Genomic DNA, 18,002 nt, shown 5'->3' with positions numbered 1-18,002 from the left:
GCATTAGATTTAATCGAGCAAGTCTTTTGTAATCAGTGTGAAGATAATCCAGGGGCATGCTGGCTGAACCGCTCCGGTAAAACTGGACACGCGATTAAGCGACATTTTTCCGTTCATAGCTTACCGTGCTGACGTAGCCAAGGGTACCGTGCCTTCGGGTACGGTTATAATCAACCTCTATGTATTAAAATACTGCTCAGCGCATGGTTTCCCGATCCATAAGCGGCTCGTATTGAACCGCTTCCACTTTCAGCGAGTGGAAGAAACTCTCTGCACACGCGTTGTCCCAACAGTTGCCTTTGCGGCTCATACTCAACTGCAACGCGTGTAATGTTGCCAGCTTGCGATAAGCATGTGAGCAATACTGGTTGCCTCGGTCGCTATGGACTATCACTCCTGTCGGCATCCCGCGCCGGAACAAGGCCATTGTCAGTGCGTAACAAACCAACTCAGCAGTCATCCTTGAGCTCATTGACCAGCCCACCACAGCCCGGGAGTAAAGGTCTATGACAACGGCCAAATAGAGCCAGCCCTCGCTGGTCATCAGGTAAGTGATATCACTTACCCATTTCTGGTTTGTCGCTGATGCCGTAAAGTCTTGTTCCAACAAATTTGGCGCTACCGGCAGTCTATGCTCGCTGTTAGTGGTCACCTTAAATTTACGCGCCACCTTAGGCACCAGATTTTGGTGCCTTATGCTGTCGGCAATGGTCTTAATGTCAGCCTTGTCACCATTTTCAGCAAGCTCTGCCTGAATACGACGGGCACCATCACGCTGTTTGCTGGCATCAAAAGCGGCTTTGACTTTAGCATCCTGCTCATTACGTTGTCGCTTTCGCTTGCTCGGGGATGTGCCGGTGTTTCGCCAGGCATACTTACTACCCACTGCGCGATACATTGAGCACCACGGTCATGCGCTTCAACGAGAAGCGGTGCTGGTGCTCAAGCATGAACTCAAACCAGCTTATTTTTGGTTCTTCGCTAAGTAGGTGGTGGCCTTTTTTAGGATTGCAATATCCTCGGCCTGTTCAGCCAGCTGGCGCTTGAGGCGAGCCACCTCTGCCGATAACTCAGCTTCCCGTTGGCTGACGTTCATTTTCTTTTCCAAGGCAGCACGCCAGTTGTACAAGTGAGACTCGTAGAGCCCCAACTCCTTGGCTACCGCAACTATGCCTTTGATTTGATTTGCGCTAACTTCAGGGCTTCAACCTTAAATTCAGCGGTATAAGACTTGCGTTTGTTCTTTGATGTCATGGTTCACCTCGTTAAGCCATTCTACTCGCTTAGCGCGGTGTCCAAAATTACTGGTGCGGTTCATTACTTCCCATCTAAAAATATAGGAGCCTAGGGCTCCTTTATTAGTCAAACCGTATCCAAACTACCGATGTTCAACTTTATGTTGTAATGCTTCAGCGCCCTTGGCGACCATCCGCAGCTGCATCACTAATTGATCGGCGAGCACTTTACGGTCAGCACGCTTCATATCCAATGCCGATGCTCCAGCATTAAACACTAAGGTCACTAATGCTTCGGCCTGTGCTCTGGCGAGCATAGGCGTTCGCCCGGCAGTAGCTTCAGTGTAATGAGCCAGTTCAGAAATGAAGTGCTCAATCTCACGGGCAACCGCCGCCCGAAATGCCGCCGAAGTACCTGAGCGCTCATGCAGTAAGATTCGGAAGACATTTGGATTAGAATCGAGCACTTCCATAAAGGTATCGACAGAAATACGGATAACACTGCCGCCCGCCTCGGCGCGTTGACGCCCCTTACGCATCATTTGCCTCAGCGTCAGTCCGCCTTCATCAACCATGGTCAAACCGAGTTCATTCATATCCTTAAAATGACGATAAAAGGATGTGGGTGCAATGTTGGCTTCCCTCGCCACTTCTCGCAAACTTAAGCTAGAGAAACTTCGCTCAGCACTAAGCTGATTAAAAGCCGCATCAACCAATGCCCGCCGAGTTTTCTCTTTTTGCTGTGCACGAATACCCATTCTTCAATCCGCTAACTGAATGTAATGACGCGATAATACCGCTTTTACGTTTGAAACACAGCCCCATCCACCTTGACCAAATAAGATTGCTAGGCTAAATTAGCTTACAGCTGTACGCTCAAATGCGAATATTGGAAATTATAATGAAAAAACCCCCTATCATCTGGCTTAATGTCATCCTATTTAGCTTGACCTTCCTCAGTGCGGTCATCCTCGTTCCTTGGTATGGAATTGTCTACGGTTATGGTGCAAGTGAATGGATTGCTTTTGTGGTCTTAGCCTTTGCCAGTGGCCTGTCGATCACCGCAGGTTACCATAGACTCTGGTCACATAAAGCCTATAAGACACACCCTGCAATACGTTTCCTTTACGCTCTTGGTGGCGCGTTAGCATTACAAAACAGTGCGTTACATTGGGCGTCGGATCATCGTGTGCACCATAAACATGTTGATGATAATGATAAAGACCCTTACTCTGCCAAAATGGGCTTCTGGTACAGCCATATCGGTTGGATGCTACGCGAGTATCAAGCTCAGCGTTACCATGACTATCAAAACGTGCGTGATTTGCAGAACGATCGTATCGTGATGTGGCAACATAAGCACTATCTTACACTTGTGCTCCTTATGAACATTGGTCTACCGGCACTGCTAGGTTGGTTTACAGGGAATATCGCAGGCATGTTGTTGATGGCGGGGCTCCTGCGCTTAGTGGTCGTGCATCACTGTACCTTCTTTATCAACTCCCTCGCTCACGTGTGGGGCTGCCAACCCTATACCGATAAAAATACTGCCCGCGACAACGGTTTTCTGGCTGTACTGACCTACGGTGAGGGTTACCATAATTTCCACCATATCTTCGAAAACGATTACCGTAACGGCATCAAGTGGTGGCATTACGATCCCACTAAGTGGCTGATAAAGTCTTTATCTTGGGTCGGTTTAGCCAAAGATTTACGTACTAGCCCGCAGGAGCGGATAGAGAGTGCCCGCTTACAGATGCAGCTATTACATGCCAAAAACAAAGTGCTCAATTTGCCAAATGCCGATGAAATAATTGAAAAAATTCAACAAGAGTATGAGTTGATGAAACAACACTTACTCGAATATTACCAAGCCCAAAAGACACTGTTAGAGGCCAAACGTAAGCAACTGGTCGATCAGCAATTATTACAGCAAGTCGAAGAGTTGAAAACCCGATTTCTGAACCAACAAAAAAGCTGGAAGAGCCTGACAGCAACTTATAGCTAGACCACAATTCTCGGTAAAAATGATACGGCCGCCTTGCATGGTGGCCGTATCCTATTATGATGATGCCTCATTTACTTTTTACAGGATGTTAGGCTCATGTCGAATTCCACACTACCTTCTACCGATAGCATCAAACTCACCGAATATAGTCATGGTGCCGGTTGTGGCTGTAAAATTTCCCCCAAGGTACTGACGACCATTTTAGCCTCTCAGCTCCCCGTATTTACCGATCCTAATCTGCTAGTCGGTAATCAGAGTCGCGATGATGCGGCCGTGTATAAACTCAATGAGGAAGTCGGCATTATCAGCACCACTGATTTTTTTATGCCCATTGTCGACGATCCATTTACCTTTGGCCGCATCGCCGCCACCAATGCGATTAGTGATATCTACGCCATGGGTGGCACGCCGATGATGGCGATTGCCATTTTAGGTTGGCCAATCAACAAATTGCCTGCCGAAATCGCGCAGCAAGTGGTCGACGGTGGCCGTCAAGCCTGTATGGAAGCAGGCATTATGCTGGCTGGCGGTCATAGTATCGATGCACCTGAACCCATTTTTGGGCTGGCTGTGACTGGGCAAATCGCCCTTACAGATTTAAAACAAAACGATACCGCAAAAGCCGGCGATCGTTTGTATCTCACTAAGCCGATCGGGATTGGTATCCTCACCACGGCACAAAAGCAGAAGAAGCTAAAAGATGAAGATAGCCACATTGCGGTGAATGCCATGTGCCAGCTCAATAGCATAGGCGCCCAGATTGCGAAGATTAATGGCGTAAACGCCCTGACCGATGTCACTGGCTTTGGCCTTGCGGGCCATCTGCTCGAAATGTGCCAAGGCGCTAAACTCACCGCCAAATTAAAGCTCGATGCCGTGCCGCTCTTACCTCGCGCCCTCGACTACTTAGCGCAAGGCTGCGTTCCCGGTGGCACCCATCGTAACTACGATAGTTATGGCGAGCACTTGCCCGAATTAACCGATCACCAAAAAGCGATTTTGTGCGATCCCCAAACCAGTGGCGGTTTGTTAGTGGCGGTATCAAGTGAAGCCGAAGCTGAGTTAGTGGCGCTACTCAATGCCAATCAGATTGAACCTATTTGTATTGGTTCATTAGAAGCCCCCACCACCGCGACCAATGTGGTGCTATGTTAATGACAACAACGCTCATCCCGGCCCAGCAATATCGCGATATCTTTGTTGCTGGGAAGCCGTTGATCGACTTAAGGGCACCAATTGAATTTAATCGAGGCGCGTTTCCTTCCTCAGTCAATCTGCCGTTAATGGTCGATAAGGAGCGGGAAAAAGTCGGCACTTGCTATAAACAACAAGGTCAACAAGCCGCAATAGCCTTGGGCCATTCCCTTGTGCATGGCGCGGTAAAACAACAAAGAATTGATGCTTGGTTAGGATTTTTAGCAGCTCAGCCCGAGGCATACCTGTACTGCTTTCGTGGCGGCCTACGCTCACAATTAACTCAGCAATGGCTGAAAGAAGCTGGCGCTACCGTACCTTATGTACAGGGCGGCTACAAAGGCATGCGCCAATATTTAATTGGTGTAATTGAGACAACACCAAGCCAGCAACCCTTGCTAAGCCTGAGTGGCATGACGGGCAGTGGCAAAACCGATTTTTTAATACAACGCAAAGAAGCGGTCGATCTTGAGGGCATAGCCAATCATAGGGGATCGAGTTTTGGCAAAAATATCGACCCGCAACCGACACAAATTAACTTTGAAAATCAGCTCGCCATCGCACTACTCCGCCACCAACAGGACAATCATTCCTGCTTACTGCTTGAGGATGAAAGCTTTCTGATTGGCCGTTCTGCACTACCGCAATCCTTTTACAACGCCATGCAAGCTGCCGATATTTTGGTATTAGAAGAAGCCGACGACATTAGGCTAAATCGCTTACTCGATGAATATGTCCATAAAATGCATCAAGGTTTTGTTGAACGCTTAGGCATTGAGGCGGGCTTTAATGCCTTTAGCCAATATCTATTGCAAAGCCTTACGAGTATTCGTAAACGTCTCGGCGGTAAACAATATCAAGAATTGCAAGACACCATGCAACAAGCGCTGTCGCAGCAGCTCAATCAAAACCAAACATCGCAGCATTTGGCCTGGATAAACCTGCTACTGCAGAAGTATTACGATCCCATGTATGAATACCAATTAGAAAAAAAAGCACACCGAGTGCTTTTTAGGGGAAATCACCAAGCCATGCATGAGTGGTTAGATAACTTATCGCAAGATAGCTTATCGCAAGAGAATCTCGGCTAAGCGAGTACAGCTCTGCATGCTAAAAACAAGAAAACCGTGCGCCTGTTGCCACGGTTTTCTTTATCTCAATCTGCAAATTAATATTTGTGGAGCAGATGGGCGACGGCATCTCTTAAAGCGTACCGATTGGCATCTTGCCCATCAACCACATCCGTTAAATTCACCGACACTTTAGACCAAAAGCGTTTTGGCATAGTCGTTAATGCATGGCCGTCTTTATGACTGAAGTAAGAGCCCCACAAGCCATTAAGCGCCATTGGGACAACGGGCACCGGATCGCGAGCGAGTATTTTATCGATTCCGGGGCGGAACTCGCCTAATTCGCCATCCGGCGTTAAACGGCCTTCGGGGAAGATACACACTAACTCACCATTCGCTAACGCCTCATGAATCGATTCAAAAGCCTGATTGTAAGTTGCTTCACTCTGCCGAGGAGAGCAAATTGGGATCACTCCCGCATGGCGGAATAAATACTTTAGCACTGGGATTTCACTGATCGATTTATCCATCACAAATCGAATCGGTCGAGTTGAAGCTCCCATAATGATCAGCGCATCGACATAACTCACATGGTTACTGACGATAATGCCTGCACCTTCTTTAGGGATCTTATCCCGCCCAGTCACTGTCACACGATACAGCACATGGCTCAGTAAATAACTGATAAATCGCTGCGTAAACTCAGGCACTTGTGAATACACATAGAGAGCAACAACGAAATTCATCACCGCTAGCAGTAAGAACAACTGCGGAATACTCCAGCCAGCCACCCCAAGCAGCAACATAGACAACAACGCCGAAGCCACCATAAACAGCGAGTTCATAATGTTATTCGCGGCAATCGCCTGCGCACATTCCCCCTTCGCGGAGCGGGTTTGAATAAAGGCGTACAGAGGCACAATAAACAAACCGCCACTGACGCCAATCATAAAGAAATCCAGCATCACACGATAATGTTGTGATTGGGCAATAAAAGTTTGTAAGCCATAGACAAAACTTGCATCCGCAGGTGCTGGCGGAATCGCCCACAGCAGATCCACTCCAAACACGGTTAACCCGAGCACCCCAAAAGGCAGCAAACCTAATTCCACATGTCCAAAGGAAAAACGCTCACAGACAAACGAACCTACTGCAATCCCGATAGAGAACATCCCCAGCAACAGCGACACTACAGTCGCGCCAGAATGCAGATGCAACTTGGCAAAGTTAGGGAATTGGGTCAGATACGTCGCGCCCAAAAACCAGAACCAACTAATGGCGAGGATCGCCATCCAAATTGAAGGCGTTTGGCGCGCTTTTTGAATCGAGCGCCACGTACCCGATAATGGCCGAAAAGGAATCTTTTGCACTGCGCCCTGCGGCGGTAAAGCGGGAATAGCTCGGCTAGATAAATAACCTGCTAAAGCGAGAGCTGCCACCGTGAGTGCCGACCAAAGGGTCGCATTGTTGTCAGAGACTAAAATCCCCGCACCCAAGGTACCAATCAAGATTGAGAGAAATGTCCCCATCTCAACCCACGCATTACCTGTGACTAACTCATCTTCCTTTAAAGCTTGAGGTAACAGTGAATATTTGACTGGGCCAAAATAGGCAGACTGACTGCCAGTTAAAAACAGCAGCAATAACATCATCATGTAATTCTCGCTCACAATGGCAAGTGCGGCGCTGAACATAATGATGACTTCGAGCAATTTTAATCGACGGATAAGTTTCGCTTTATCCATATTGTCGGCCACCACACCCGCATGGGCCGAGAACAGGAAAAACGGCAAAATAAACACCCCAGCAGCCAAATTGACAAACATATCGACACTAATAGGGAGGTTATTGACTTGGCTAAAGGTCACCAATAACAACAGCACATTTTTGTAGATATTGTCATTAAGTGCGCCAAGGCATTGAGTCGCAAAATACGGTAAAAAACGTTTTGTTAGCAGCATGCTTCTTCCCTCTGGTAACCCATTCCCTGTAAATACCCTGTCACATGACTTTCTAGCAAAGCGGGTAAAGATACTGTATCGGCAAATAATTTATTATCCAACGATAATGCCGTCAGTCCGTGGATCCCGCCCCAGAGCACGCGACTCATTTGCAGTTGCTGCTCAATTGTCTCGTTAGGGAATAGCAGGGCTAGTTCGTTTTCAATTAACCTAAATAAGTTTGCAATAAGTTGGCCTTGGGATGCGGGTAAATGTTCAGACTCGAGTAATTGTAGCTCGAATACCAGCTTAAAACATTGGCGCTGACTATGGGCAAACTCACTGTATTTTTGCGCCATGACGATGATATGACGAAGACTGTCGTTTTCGCTCACTGCGGATAGATGGCTCATTAACAACTGTAATGTCGCCTCTGAAACTGCCAGTAATAAATAGTTATAACTGCCAAAGATATTGATCAACGTACTGGGTACATAACCAATCTCACTGGCAATCTTACGTAAACTCAGCCCTTGCACTCCCTGCTGTTGTAACAGTGCTATTGCTGCTTCAATTGCCATAACACGAATTTCATCGTGACTATGCTCTTTGCGTCTCGCCATAGGTCTCACTCCCTGTTGAATGAGGTGAGATTAACAGCCAAAAAAATAAAAAACAACGTTCAAAATAAGTTTATTTAACGTACACCACGGGAATAAACCTCAGTAAATGAGCTACACAAGCTAAATCTCTGACCCGATAACAGTATGAAATTTAATCTGAATATAAAGAAAAACGGCGCTCCCTCTCGAGAACGCCGTCTTATATGGTCAGTTAGATGCAAACCTATGGATTCACCTAACGACAGTGATAACTCATCACCACCCTATCTGCGCCAGCACCGAAATAGTTCGCTTCGACGTGGGCATCAACAAATCCCAAACGCTGGTACAAACTGCGGGCAGGGTTATGGGGATCGACGGTTAAATCAACACGCTTAACCTTAGCAGGTAACAGAGCTAAACAGCGTTGGAGCAACTGTTTGCCCAGTCCTTGACCGCGGGCTTGCTCACTGACGGCCACTGATAAAATCCACATACATTCAGGATCACTGCTTTGGGCCCCCAGTAAATAGCCTAAAAGCACGCCATTAGCATCTGCAGCAACCAGAAAATATTCAGGCCAACAATCAAATCCTTGGCGGAAGAAAAAGTCGGGATAACTGTGTTCACCAAAAATAGCCTGTTCAAGCTGAAAAACGGCGGCTAACTCAGATTTTAAAACGGGACGAATTAACTGCATTTAAAAATTATTCACCAATTAAAATTTTATCCCACGCTAAATTGGGCGCGCCAACTACAATAAAATTAGGATTTTCAAGCGTCTCGCGTTCATTGTAAGTTAAAGGTTGCAGCTCAGTATCCATCATCTGCCCGCCCGCTTCCTCGATAATGATCTGCGCAGCGCCCGTGTCCCACTCACCCGTCGGTCCCACTCGCACATAGCAATCGGCACGCCCCTCAGCAACCAAACAACTCTTTAAGGCCGCACCACCCATCACCACTAATTCGCAATGTTTAGGCTGGTTGAATAGGGTCAACACGGATTGGGGATCTTGACGGCGACTCACCGCTAACCTTAAGGACACTTGCTCGCGGTGCTGAATTTGTCGGCTACTGATCCTCACTTCCTGTTTATCAGTACGTTTATAGGCCCCTAAGCCCGCAATGGCGTAATAACACACCTGCGTCATCGGCACATAGACTACACCCATTACAGGACGGTTATGCTCCACCAGCGCAACGATCACTGAAAAATCGCCACTGCCAGCAATAAACTCCCCCGTCCCATCGAGTGGATCGACTAGCCAATAGCATTTCCACACTTCACGCACACTTAAGGGAATGTCGGCAGCCTCTTCTGACAAAATAGGGATATCGGGCGTCAAGGCTGCTAAGCGTTCACAAATCAGTTTATTCGCCGCTAAATCTGCCGAGGTGACAGGGGTATTATCAGACTTAGTTTCTCGCTCAAAATTACCCTTAAGGTAAATATCACGAATAGTGCGACCCGCATCGGTTGCTATCGCAATCACCTCGTCGATTAACTCTTCAGGCTTCATAACCACTCCAATCGCTAACATCGCGAATGATCTACAAGCACTCAATTGCTGAACGCTTTAACAAAAAGATTATTTAAGTTGTAGATGCTTCTGCGCTAAAAACAATGCACTCACACTACGGGATTCTGAAAAATCGATATTGTTGAGCAACACTTCCCACTCAGCTAAAGGCCAAGGCACCACATCAATAGGTTCGGGTTCATCACCTTCTAGGCGGCTTTCATACAAATCTTCCGCCATAAAAATTTGCATCTTGCTTGAGAAATATCCCGGAGCAAGGGTAAGTTCTTTCAACAATGTTAGCTTACGGGCACCGAAACCAATTTCTTCCTGCAACTCCCGATTGGCAGCATCAATGGCTTGTTCACCTGGATCGATTAACCCCTTAGGGAAACCTAGTTCGTAATTATCTGTTCCAGCTGCATATTCTCTAGCCAAAAGCATATTGCCTCGATGAATCGGCACCACCATCACAGCGCCACGACCGCCGCCTTTCAAGCGCTCATATTGGCGTTCGACACCATTAGAAAACTTAAGATGTACTTGTTCAATTTGAAACAAGCGGCTCTTCGCGACCACTTCGGTATGCAAGATTTCCGGCTTATGGTGCCGCTTTGACATAACTGCCCCTGGATAAAAATAGCAACAAACGAACTAGGATAAGTGACAATCTTACTATCCTGTCTTTAATCTACAACCTGAATTTAGTGCACCTATTCCCAAGACCACCAGCCAATCAGTGCGATTTACGTCACGGACCACGTTTCCGCCAGCGAGACACGGCTTAACGTTTACAACTTCACGTTACAATTTTTAGTAACAAAAAAGGGGCAAAGCCCCTTTTACTGTCGCGTTAGCTTAAAACCGATATCGCAGATTGAGCTGATAGCTCAGTAAATCATTCGGTTCGATATCGATGTATTGATAGCCGACGCCTACCGACCACGCATCGCTAAATTGGTAACTAAAGCGCACCCCGGTATACCAATCTGTGCCATCTAAATCCGTCGTTATGGTGGTGTTTCCCATGGTACTGCTGATATCAGCTTGCCAATGGAACAAGCCAACGGGCACCTCAAAGCGCCAACCCTCATGCTGCAGTAGAGTGAATCTCAGCCCCAGCATCACCCCATCGGCAAGCACGGGGGTTACCGCCTTCACCAACTCATGGTATTGCTCAGGCGTTAACGTCGCGCCCTTTATCCTCGCGCAGCCTTCACCAAAGTCAGCATAGCCTAGCTCCAGAGCCACTGTCGGTGTCCATTGGTATCCCAAACTCACCCCAAAGGCATTACCCGTATCAACAAGCTTGAGGATCTCACCCTCGCCAACTTGAACATTCAAATCGGGACGCGTTTTATCGGCTTTCGCTTGACCGATAAACCCCTCGATATACCAGTCTGTCGCCTGCGCCTGTTGAGTAACGCTCACTAATAGTAGACAACCAACAGCCCCTCTTTGCAGTGCTTGGCGGCGCATGAGCGCGCACGACAAGACGAATACCAAAGCCCATAAGCCCATACTGCCGCCCCCCGATTTATTATCAATAATCACTTCTTGATATGCTTTCACTGTGATGAGCAATTGCCCCGTTGCTTCACCACCTAGACCGTCACTGATGCGATAAGTCACGGTATCCACACCATCAAACCCAGTTTTAGGGATATAGCGCAGTTTGTTCGATTCGATAGCAACCGCGCCTTGTTGAGCCGTCGCGCTTAACAGTGTTAATGGGTTACCGTCAACGTCCGTATCATTACTCAGCACATCGATAAGCAAGCTGGTGCGATCATCAGTAGCGGCGCTATCATTTACTGTTACTGGCGCAGTATTGCCATTCACCACGATCGTCAGTTCACTACTCGCCGTACCGCCCTTACCATCAGTAATGCTATACACCAACACATCGGTGCCAATAAAATCCGCTGCTGGTGTGTAACTGAGCTGCTGATTGGCTAGCGCAGTGACAGTACCGAACTCACTGATAACTTGGGTCACAGTTAAACTATCACCATCGCTGTCAGTATCGTTAGCAAGCACGTTCACATCGATACTCTGGTTCCACGCAATCGTTGCCGAGTCAGGATTGGCAACAGGCAAGCTATTACCATTGAGCATCACGGCAACCCCACTCGGGTCGACAATGGTACGGTTCGCTACGCCATCATCATCGTTCGGGCCACCGTCTTCGATGGTCAACTGCACGCACCAATGGCCTTCGGTTAACCCTGCCGTCCAACTGCTATCACCCGGTGGAGGACAGAAACCACGCTCACCTTCGGTACTCGCAACGCTATTGTTTGCATCAATCACAAAATCTCGCCACCCCGCTTGCGCACTCAACTTGCGATAAACTGCATTCGCAGGGATAGGCGCGCGCTGTGGCAATACTAAGCTATAGCTTTGTCCCGGTTGCGGTAAGCCAGTGGCGACGAAATCGAAAATACCGCCCACATTAGCTGCAGCCTTATCTTCAGTAACTGCTTCAGGTTGTAACTGCACGCCACTCTGCCCACGGCTTAGGGCAATATTCCCCAGACGTAAGCAAACGCCCGCCTGCCCTTCGGCCAAGAAGTACACTGGCTGTAATTCGCCTTCTGGCATCACATTGCAATCGCTATTGGCATCCAAATAATCAGGAATACCATCGCTATCACTATCACGGTAACCTTCTTGAGCATCGGGAATTAAATCGCCGTCGGTATCCTCATTCGTCAATGCCGCTAAGCTGGGACGCACCACAATATAGACTGTTGCGGTACTCGACATCACGGGCGAACCATCATCGGTCACCGTTAGGCTAACGGGATAAATCCCCGCTTGTACTGCTGCAGGCGAGAAGAACATGCCAGCTCCGTCCGCTTGCAAGCTTAACGCACCGCTTTCCCACGTCAGCGTTAATGTATCTTGCTCATTGGCATCCGAGGCGGTGGCACGAATATGCACATCCCCACCATTTTGCGCGACAATGACCTGCTGCTGGCCTGCTTGAGTGACCGCTAAACTGGCCAGTGGTGCAATATTGACTTCGGTAATCATCACTTGGGTCTGTTGCTTACTACCAAGATTGAGGCTTGGATCTAAGCTGATCAACACCTCTTCATTCCCTTCACTGACACTATCGTTAAGGGTATTAAAGTGGATTTCTGCCATTTGCCCCGAGGTAATCTCAACCACGCCATCAACGAGATCATGATCACTACTATCTGCCGTTCCTGACACTGTATAAGGAATACTCAGCGGATAGCTTGGCGCCTCTCCATTAAGATGAACGCTGACAGTGACTTGATTACCTTCGCCAACCACTTGATCTTTGCTCAGCGAAATCAAAGGATTTACCTTCACTTTCTGCGCCTTAATAGCCTTGTTGCCGTCTCGATCTACTGCCTGCCAATAGGCGAGATAACTACCTGGGGCAAAGAATAAACTCTTATTCACCAATGACACCGGCAGAGGATGACCATTGCGATCAACAGCCTTGGCAAAACCGAGTTTCACCCGTGTAAATAGCCCAGTCGCATTCACCTCAACATCATCAGGTAAAGTAATAACTGGTTGATTCTCGGAATCAGTGCCTTCAATCAGCACATTCACTTTGGCAGTAGCTCGCCCTTTATTACCATCACTAATGGTATAACGCAGGCCAACAGGTCCAACATACGCCTTTGGCGCAGTAAAACTCAGCCCATCCGAGGTGATTTGCACACTGCCAATATCCGCAACAGCGCCATCAATGGTTAAGGTGTCACCGTCTACATCCACATCGTTTGCCAATACTGCCAGCAAATAGGTGTCATTCGTCGCGCTGGTTAAAGTATAGCTGTCATCGGCGGCCTGAGGATCGTCATTCACAGGCATCACTGTAATAGTGATAGTCGCAGGCTCTGAACTCTGCTCAGCATCTTTTGCAATAAAACCGATAGAATCACTGCCATTAAAGTCCTTCTCTGGCGTATACAACCACACATTGCCGTGTTGCTCTAAGGTGCCAGACACAGGCTGAGCAGTGATCTCATAGGTCAGAGGATCATTATCTGCATCTTCGCCTACAAGCGTGATCATGGCGGAACTGTCTTCTTCCAGCGTCACAACCTGATTGGTTGCAACTGGCGCATCATTAACGTTCGCCACGACTATCGTAAAGCTTTGCTCTGCCGTTAGGCCATCCACATCCGTGGCGCGTAGCACCACCGCATGACTGCCCACGTTAGCGTTACTTGGTGTTCCGCTGAGTACGCCCGTACCCGCATTGAAGTTCAGCCAGCTGGGTAAAGTCACGGCACTTAAGATCACACTGTCGCCCACATCGCTGTCGGTTACCACTAAGGTGTAGCTATAGGCCGCATCTTGGCTGGCACTGGTCAGTGCTGTTGAGGTAATAGTCGGCGCATCATTAACGTTAGCCACTACTATCGTAAAGCTTTGCTCTGCGCTGAGACCGTCAACGTCGGTTGCTCGCAGTACCACGGCATGATTGCCAACATTGGTATTGTTTGGCGTGCCACTTAACACGCCAGTGGCCGCATTGAAGTTCAGCCAGCTTGGGAGTGTGACTGCGCTTAAGGTGACACTGTCGCCCACATCGCTGTCACTCGCTACCATGGTGTAGCTATATGCCGAATCTTGGCTGGCGCTGGGCAGTGCCGTTGAAGTGATAGTCGGCGCATCATTGACGTTTGCGACCACAATGCTGAAGCTCTGCTCTGCCGTCAAACCACCCACATCGGTGGCACGTAGTACCACGGCGTGACTACTCACATTGACATTACTTGGCGTACCACTTAACACGCCAGTGGCTGCATTGAAGTTCAGCCAGCTGGGTAAGGTCACGGCGCTTAAGGTGACACTGTCGCCCGCATCACTGTCACTCGCCACTAAGGTGTAGCTATACGCCGCATCTTGGGTGGCGCTAGTTAAGGCCGTAGAGCTAATGGTCGGTGCATCATTGACGTTCGCTACCACTATCGTAAAGCTTTGCTCTGCCGTTAGGCCATCCACATCCGTGACCCGCAGCACCACCGCATGACTGCCCACGCTAGCGTTACTTGGTGTTCCACTCAGCACGCCCGTACCCGCATTGAAGCTCAGCCAACTTGGCAGTGTGACTGCGCTTAAGGTGACACTGTCACCCACATCACTGTCGCTCGCCACCAAGGTGTAGCTATAGGCCGCATCTTGGGTAGCACTGGTTATCGCGGTTGAGGTAATAATCGGGGCGCCATTAGGCTTCACTACGTTACTCGCCACAGAGGCGCTACCGGTTCCGACTGAATTTATAGCGGCAACAGTAAATGAATAAGAAGTCCCATTGGTTAATCCAGTTATAGTGATAGGTGAAGATGCACCCGATGCCGTTATACCACCAGGACTAGAGACTAAGGTGTAACCCGTAATTACCGCACCACCAGTAAATGTCGGAGCACTAAAACTGACAGTAGCTTGAGAATTCCCCGCAGTGGCAGAGCCTATTGTTGGCGCACCAGGGACAACCGCATTGACACTGAATGAACGGCTAACTTGAGTCGCCGCCAAATAACTCCCATTGCCAGCTTGATCAGCATTGATGGTGCAAGATCCCACAGCGACAAAGGCCAAGGCGCCACCGCTCGTAATAGTACACACACTGGGAGTCGATGACGTAAAGGTCGGAATCAAACCGGAATCGGACGTAGCGGCCAGTGTCGGTGAGGTACCAAAGTTTTGCGCTCCAGGATTACTGAATGTAATGGATTGGCTTGCTGCGGGCGTCACGCTATTTGATGCAGCTGACGCAGCGCCTGTACCCGCCGAGTTATCGGCAGTAACGGTGAATGTATAAGCTTGGCCATTGGTCAAGCCTGTCACTAAAATTGGCGAACTGGCACCATTAACTGGGGCAACATCCGGCGGGCTGACGCTCACGGTATATCCTGTTAGGGAGGTTCCACCCGTGTTAACCGGGGCAACAAAGGCAACACTGGCCTGAGTATCACCAGCAGTTGCTGTGCCAATTGTTGGCGCACTCGGAACAACAGGATTTACTGTAAATGTTCGGCTGACCGTGGCGGCGGCCAGATAGGACGAATTACCAGCCTGCTCAGCGTTGATGGTACAAGTACCTGCCGTGACAAAAGTCAAAGTTGAACCGCTAACCGTACATACCCCTGTGGTAGATGAGCTAAAGCTGACGGTTAAGCCTGATGTTGAGATGGCAGACAAGTTGGGCGACGTTCCAAAATTCTGCGCCCCAAGGTTAGCAAAAGTAATAGTCTGAGGCGATGCGGGTGTGACTGAATTAGAAGCCGCAGACGCAGCACCAGTCCCTGCGGAGTTAGTCGCTGTGACTGTAAAAGTGTAGGCCACTCCGTTAGTCAACCCCGTTACAGTAATCGGCGAACTTGATCCTGTACCAGTTGCACCATTGGGGCTAGCGGTGACTGTGTAGCCTCCGGCAAGGATCGGCGAGCCGCCAGTGCTTACTGGTGCCGAAAAGGTCACAGTAGCCTGAGTATCACCTGCGGTCGCAGTACCAACAGTTGAGGCACTAGGAACGACGGCATTCACAGTAAAGGTTCGGGATACCGTCGGGGCAGGGTTGGTAGCAGAGTCGCCCGCTTGGTCAGCATCGATAGTACAGCTACCGGCGGTCACAAATGCCAGGTTACCGCCGCTACTGATGGTACAAACTCCTGTGGTAGATGAGCTGAAGCTGACTGTTAAATTATCAGTTCCTGTTGCAGAGTCTGCTGTGGCTGTAAGGGTTGGCGTAGTACCAAAGTTTTGTGCAGAAGGCTGGGTAAAGGTAATGGTTTGATTGCCTTTAGGGATGGCAGAGTTAGAAGCGCCGGAAGCAACGCTGGTGCCTACTCCGTTCGTTGCAGTCACGGTAAAAGTATAAGCAGTGCCGTTATCCAATCCTGTTACTGTTGCAGTACAGGCCGCTGGCCCAGCACAGGTACCAAATGCAACACCGGGATTAGCCGTTGCGGTATAGGTCGTGATCGCCGAGCCGCCGTTATTGCTGGGCGCAGTGAAAGTAACGCTAACTTGACCATCACCAGCAGTAGCCGTCCCTATAGTTGGGACCGTAGGCGCGGTGGGAATGGCGACGTTGTGGACAGAACCGCTGGTGTAAGCAGCGGGGCCAGCGTTACCTATGCTATCGCTGATATTGGTGGACGATTTCAAATCCAGACGGAGCGTGCCATTACCGCTAATACCGTTAACCGTCACATTGACGCTAGTACCAGAGGATGCCGAGACAGCAGAGATTGTGCCAGCCGCCCCACCTGTGGAGGTCAGTTGGAAGTCATCAATCGAGATGTTATTGGCCGAGGTATCGAAGGCAACCACAAAATCGACACTGGTGGCGGTATTTGCAGGTGAGCCGCTCAGGGTAATTGAGGTCACGGCAGGTGGCACATTATCGACCACCGTAATTGTGAAGGCTTCTTCGTAAGTCGCGCTGGCATTATCAGCTGTTCGCACGCGCACGTTGTAAGTGCCCGCAGTAAGCAAAGCAGCATTGTTTACACGCAGGGAAGAACCACTGATGTTAAAACTGGCGTTATTGGTGTCGCCTGCACCGGATACTAAAGTGTAAGTATGGGAGTCACCAACATCAGCGTCGGTGCTACTTAATGTTCCCACTACAGCGTTAATCCCGCCACTTTGGTTGACACTTGTACTGGTTAGGGAGATATCTGTGGGTGCAACATTGTTACTCACCACATAAGAATTGTTATTAATCCCTCTTACGCCTGGAACCATTAGATCATCCGGGGGGGTCAACCCAGGGTAAACAAGCCTAATATCATACTGACCTGCAGGCTTCAGGCTAATGCTGGCAGTGCCATTAAAACTGGCAAGGTCACCACCGGATATCGTAATACTGTAATCAGTAGATGTGTTTTGGGTGATGCCAGTAATAGTGGCTGTAGTGCCGCCAATGTTAAAATCCGCCGCATCCACGCCTGTCACTGCAAGATCAAAAAGAAAGCGCCAGGTTAGTGTGTCAGCGTTGGTCGGCGATGTCGCAGGGGTCTGCCGATTGATCGATGCAATCTTGCAATCAGAGAACTCATAATTAGCAGGATTACAATAAAAAACGTCACTGAGACTTTTATTAAATTCACTATCCAGATTACCACTGTTCGTCGCGGCAACAACGTCGGATGATTGGAGCAATCCATTTTGTTCCAAAAAAGCCAATACATTAACTTCTTCTGGAGCCGCTTCTGCTTTTTGCTGGATGCGAGGCTGAGCGCTAAAGGAGGCAAATGCACCAGCACCTTCAAGCTGCTGCAGTGTTTTTTGCTGCTCTATTGCTACCTTAGGTGAACGATTAACCATACGACTTGATGATAGCGAGATGGATGGTGCTGCCTGCAGCGGTGAGGCCAAAAACAACAACGGCAAACTGCACTTGGTAAATATATTGTTAAACATATTCAA

At 48.9% G+C, this 18,002-nt stretch carries 10 protein-coding genes and 1 pseudogene; 3 read left to right on the top strand and 8 right to left on the bottom strand.

Annotated elements, in window-relative coordinates; all coding sequences use genetic code 11:
* Nucleotides 1–94 precede the first annotated feature (94 nt).
* A pseudogene (locus SO_RS00925) lies at nucleotides 95–1,254 on the bottom strand (IS3-like element ISSod15 family transposase).
* Between the two features lie 124 nt (nucleotides 1,255–1,378).
* Nucleotides 1,379–1,993 (bottom strand): HTH-type transcriptional repressor FabR, encoded by a 615-nt coding sequence (gene fabR, locus SO_RS00920; RefSeq protein WP_011070594.1) that lies wholly within the window; start codon nucleotides 1,991–1,993, stop codon nucleotides 1,379–1,381.
* A gap of 143 nt (nucleotides 1,994–2,136) precedes the next feature.
* Between fabR and SO_RS00915 the strand changes: the two genes are divergently transcribed.
* From SO_RS00915 to mnmH, 3 genes are all read left to right on the top strand, one after another.
* Nucleotides 2,137–3,243, top strand: coding sequence for an acyl-CoA desaturase (locus SO_RS00915; protein WP_011070593.1), 1,107 nt, complete (start codon nucleotides 2,137–2,139; stop codon nucleotides 3,241–3,243).
* Between the two features lie 96 nt (nucleotides 3,244–3,339).
* Nucleotides 3,340–4,398 (top strand): selenide, water dikinase SelD, encoded by a 1,059-nt coding sequence (gene selD / locus SO_RS00910; RefSeq protein WP_011070592.1) that lies wholly within the window; start codon nucleotides 3,340–3,342, stop codon nucleotides 4,396–4,398.
* Complete coding sequence (gene mnmH / locus SO_RS00905; protein WP_011070591.1) at nucleotides 4,398–5,528, top strand: tRNA 2-selenouridine(34) synthase MnmH; 1,131 nt, start codon at nucleotides 4,398–4,400, stop codon at nucleotides 5,526–5,528. Before selD ends, mnmH begins: the two co-directional genes overlap by 1 nt.
* A gap of 77 nt (nucleotides 5,529–5,605) precedes the next feature.
* On the opposite strand, the gene SO_RS00900 is transcribed toward mnmH, so the two are convergent.
* From SO_RS00900 to SO_RS00875, 6 genes are all read right to left on the bottom strand, one after another.
* On the bottom strand, nucleotides 5,606–7,468 hold the full coding sequence (locus SO_RS00900; protein WP_011070590.1) for an MFS transporter: 1,863 nt from the start codon (nucleotides 7,466–7,468) through the stop codon (nucleotides 5,606–5,608).
* Nucleotides 7,459–8,070 (bottom strand): TetR/AcrR family transcriptional regulator, encoded by a 612-nt coding sequence (locus SO_RS00895; protein ID WP_011070589.1) that lies wholly within the window; start codon nucleotides 8,068–8,070, stop codon nucleotides 7,459–7,461. Before SO_RS00895 ends, SO_RS00900 begins: the two co-directional genes overlap by 10 nt.
* A 235-nt stretch (nucleotides 8,071–8,305) precedes the next feature.
* Complete coding sequence (locus tag SO_RS00890; protein WP_011070588.1) at nucleotides 8,306–8,749, bottom strand: GNAT family N-acetyltransferase; 444 nt, start codon at nucleotides 8,747–8,749, stop codon at nucleotides 8,306–8,308.
* A 7-nt stretch (nucleotides 8,750–8,756) separates the two neighbouring features.
* The gene (gene cysQ / locus SO_RS00885) at nucleotides 8,757–9,569 is read right to left on the bottom strand and encodes a 3'(2'),5'-bisphosphate nucleotidase CysQ (RefSeq protein ID WP_011070587.1); all 813 of its coding nucleotides are present in this window, start codon (nucleotides 9,567–9,569) and stop codon (nucleotides 8,757–8,759) included.
* 69 nt (nucleotides 9,570–9,638) lie between these two features.
* A complete protein-coding gene (nudE, locus tag SO_RS00880) occupies nucleotides 9,639–10,190 on the bottom strand; it encodes an ADP compounds hydrolase NudE (protein WP_011070586.1) in 552 nt (183 codons plus the stop codon).
* Between the two features lie 237 nt (nucleotides 10,191–10,427).
* Entirely contained in the window at nucleotides 10,428–17,996 is a 7,569-nt protein-coding gene (locus SO_RS00875; RefSeq protein WP_011070585.1) for an Ig-like domain-containing protein, read from the bottom strand.
* Nucleotides 17,997–18,002 lie beyond the last annotated feature (6 nt).

Origin of the sequence: Shewanella oneidensis MR-1 (genome assembly GCF_000146165.2) — a bacterium.
Lineage (GTDB): Bacteria > Pseudomonadota > Gammaproteobacteria > Enterobacterales > Shewanellaceae > Shewanella > Shewanella oneidensis.
Note: the sequence above shows the minus strand (reverse complement) of the source record. Positions and strands in the feature narration are given on the sequence as shown.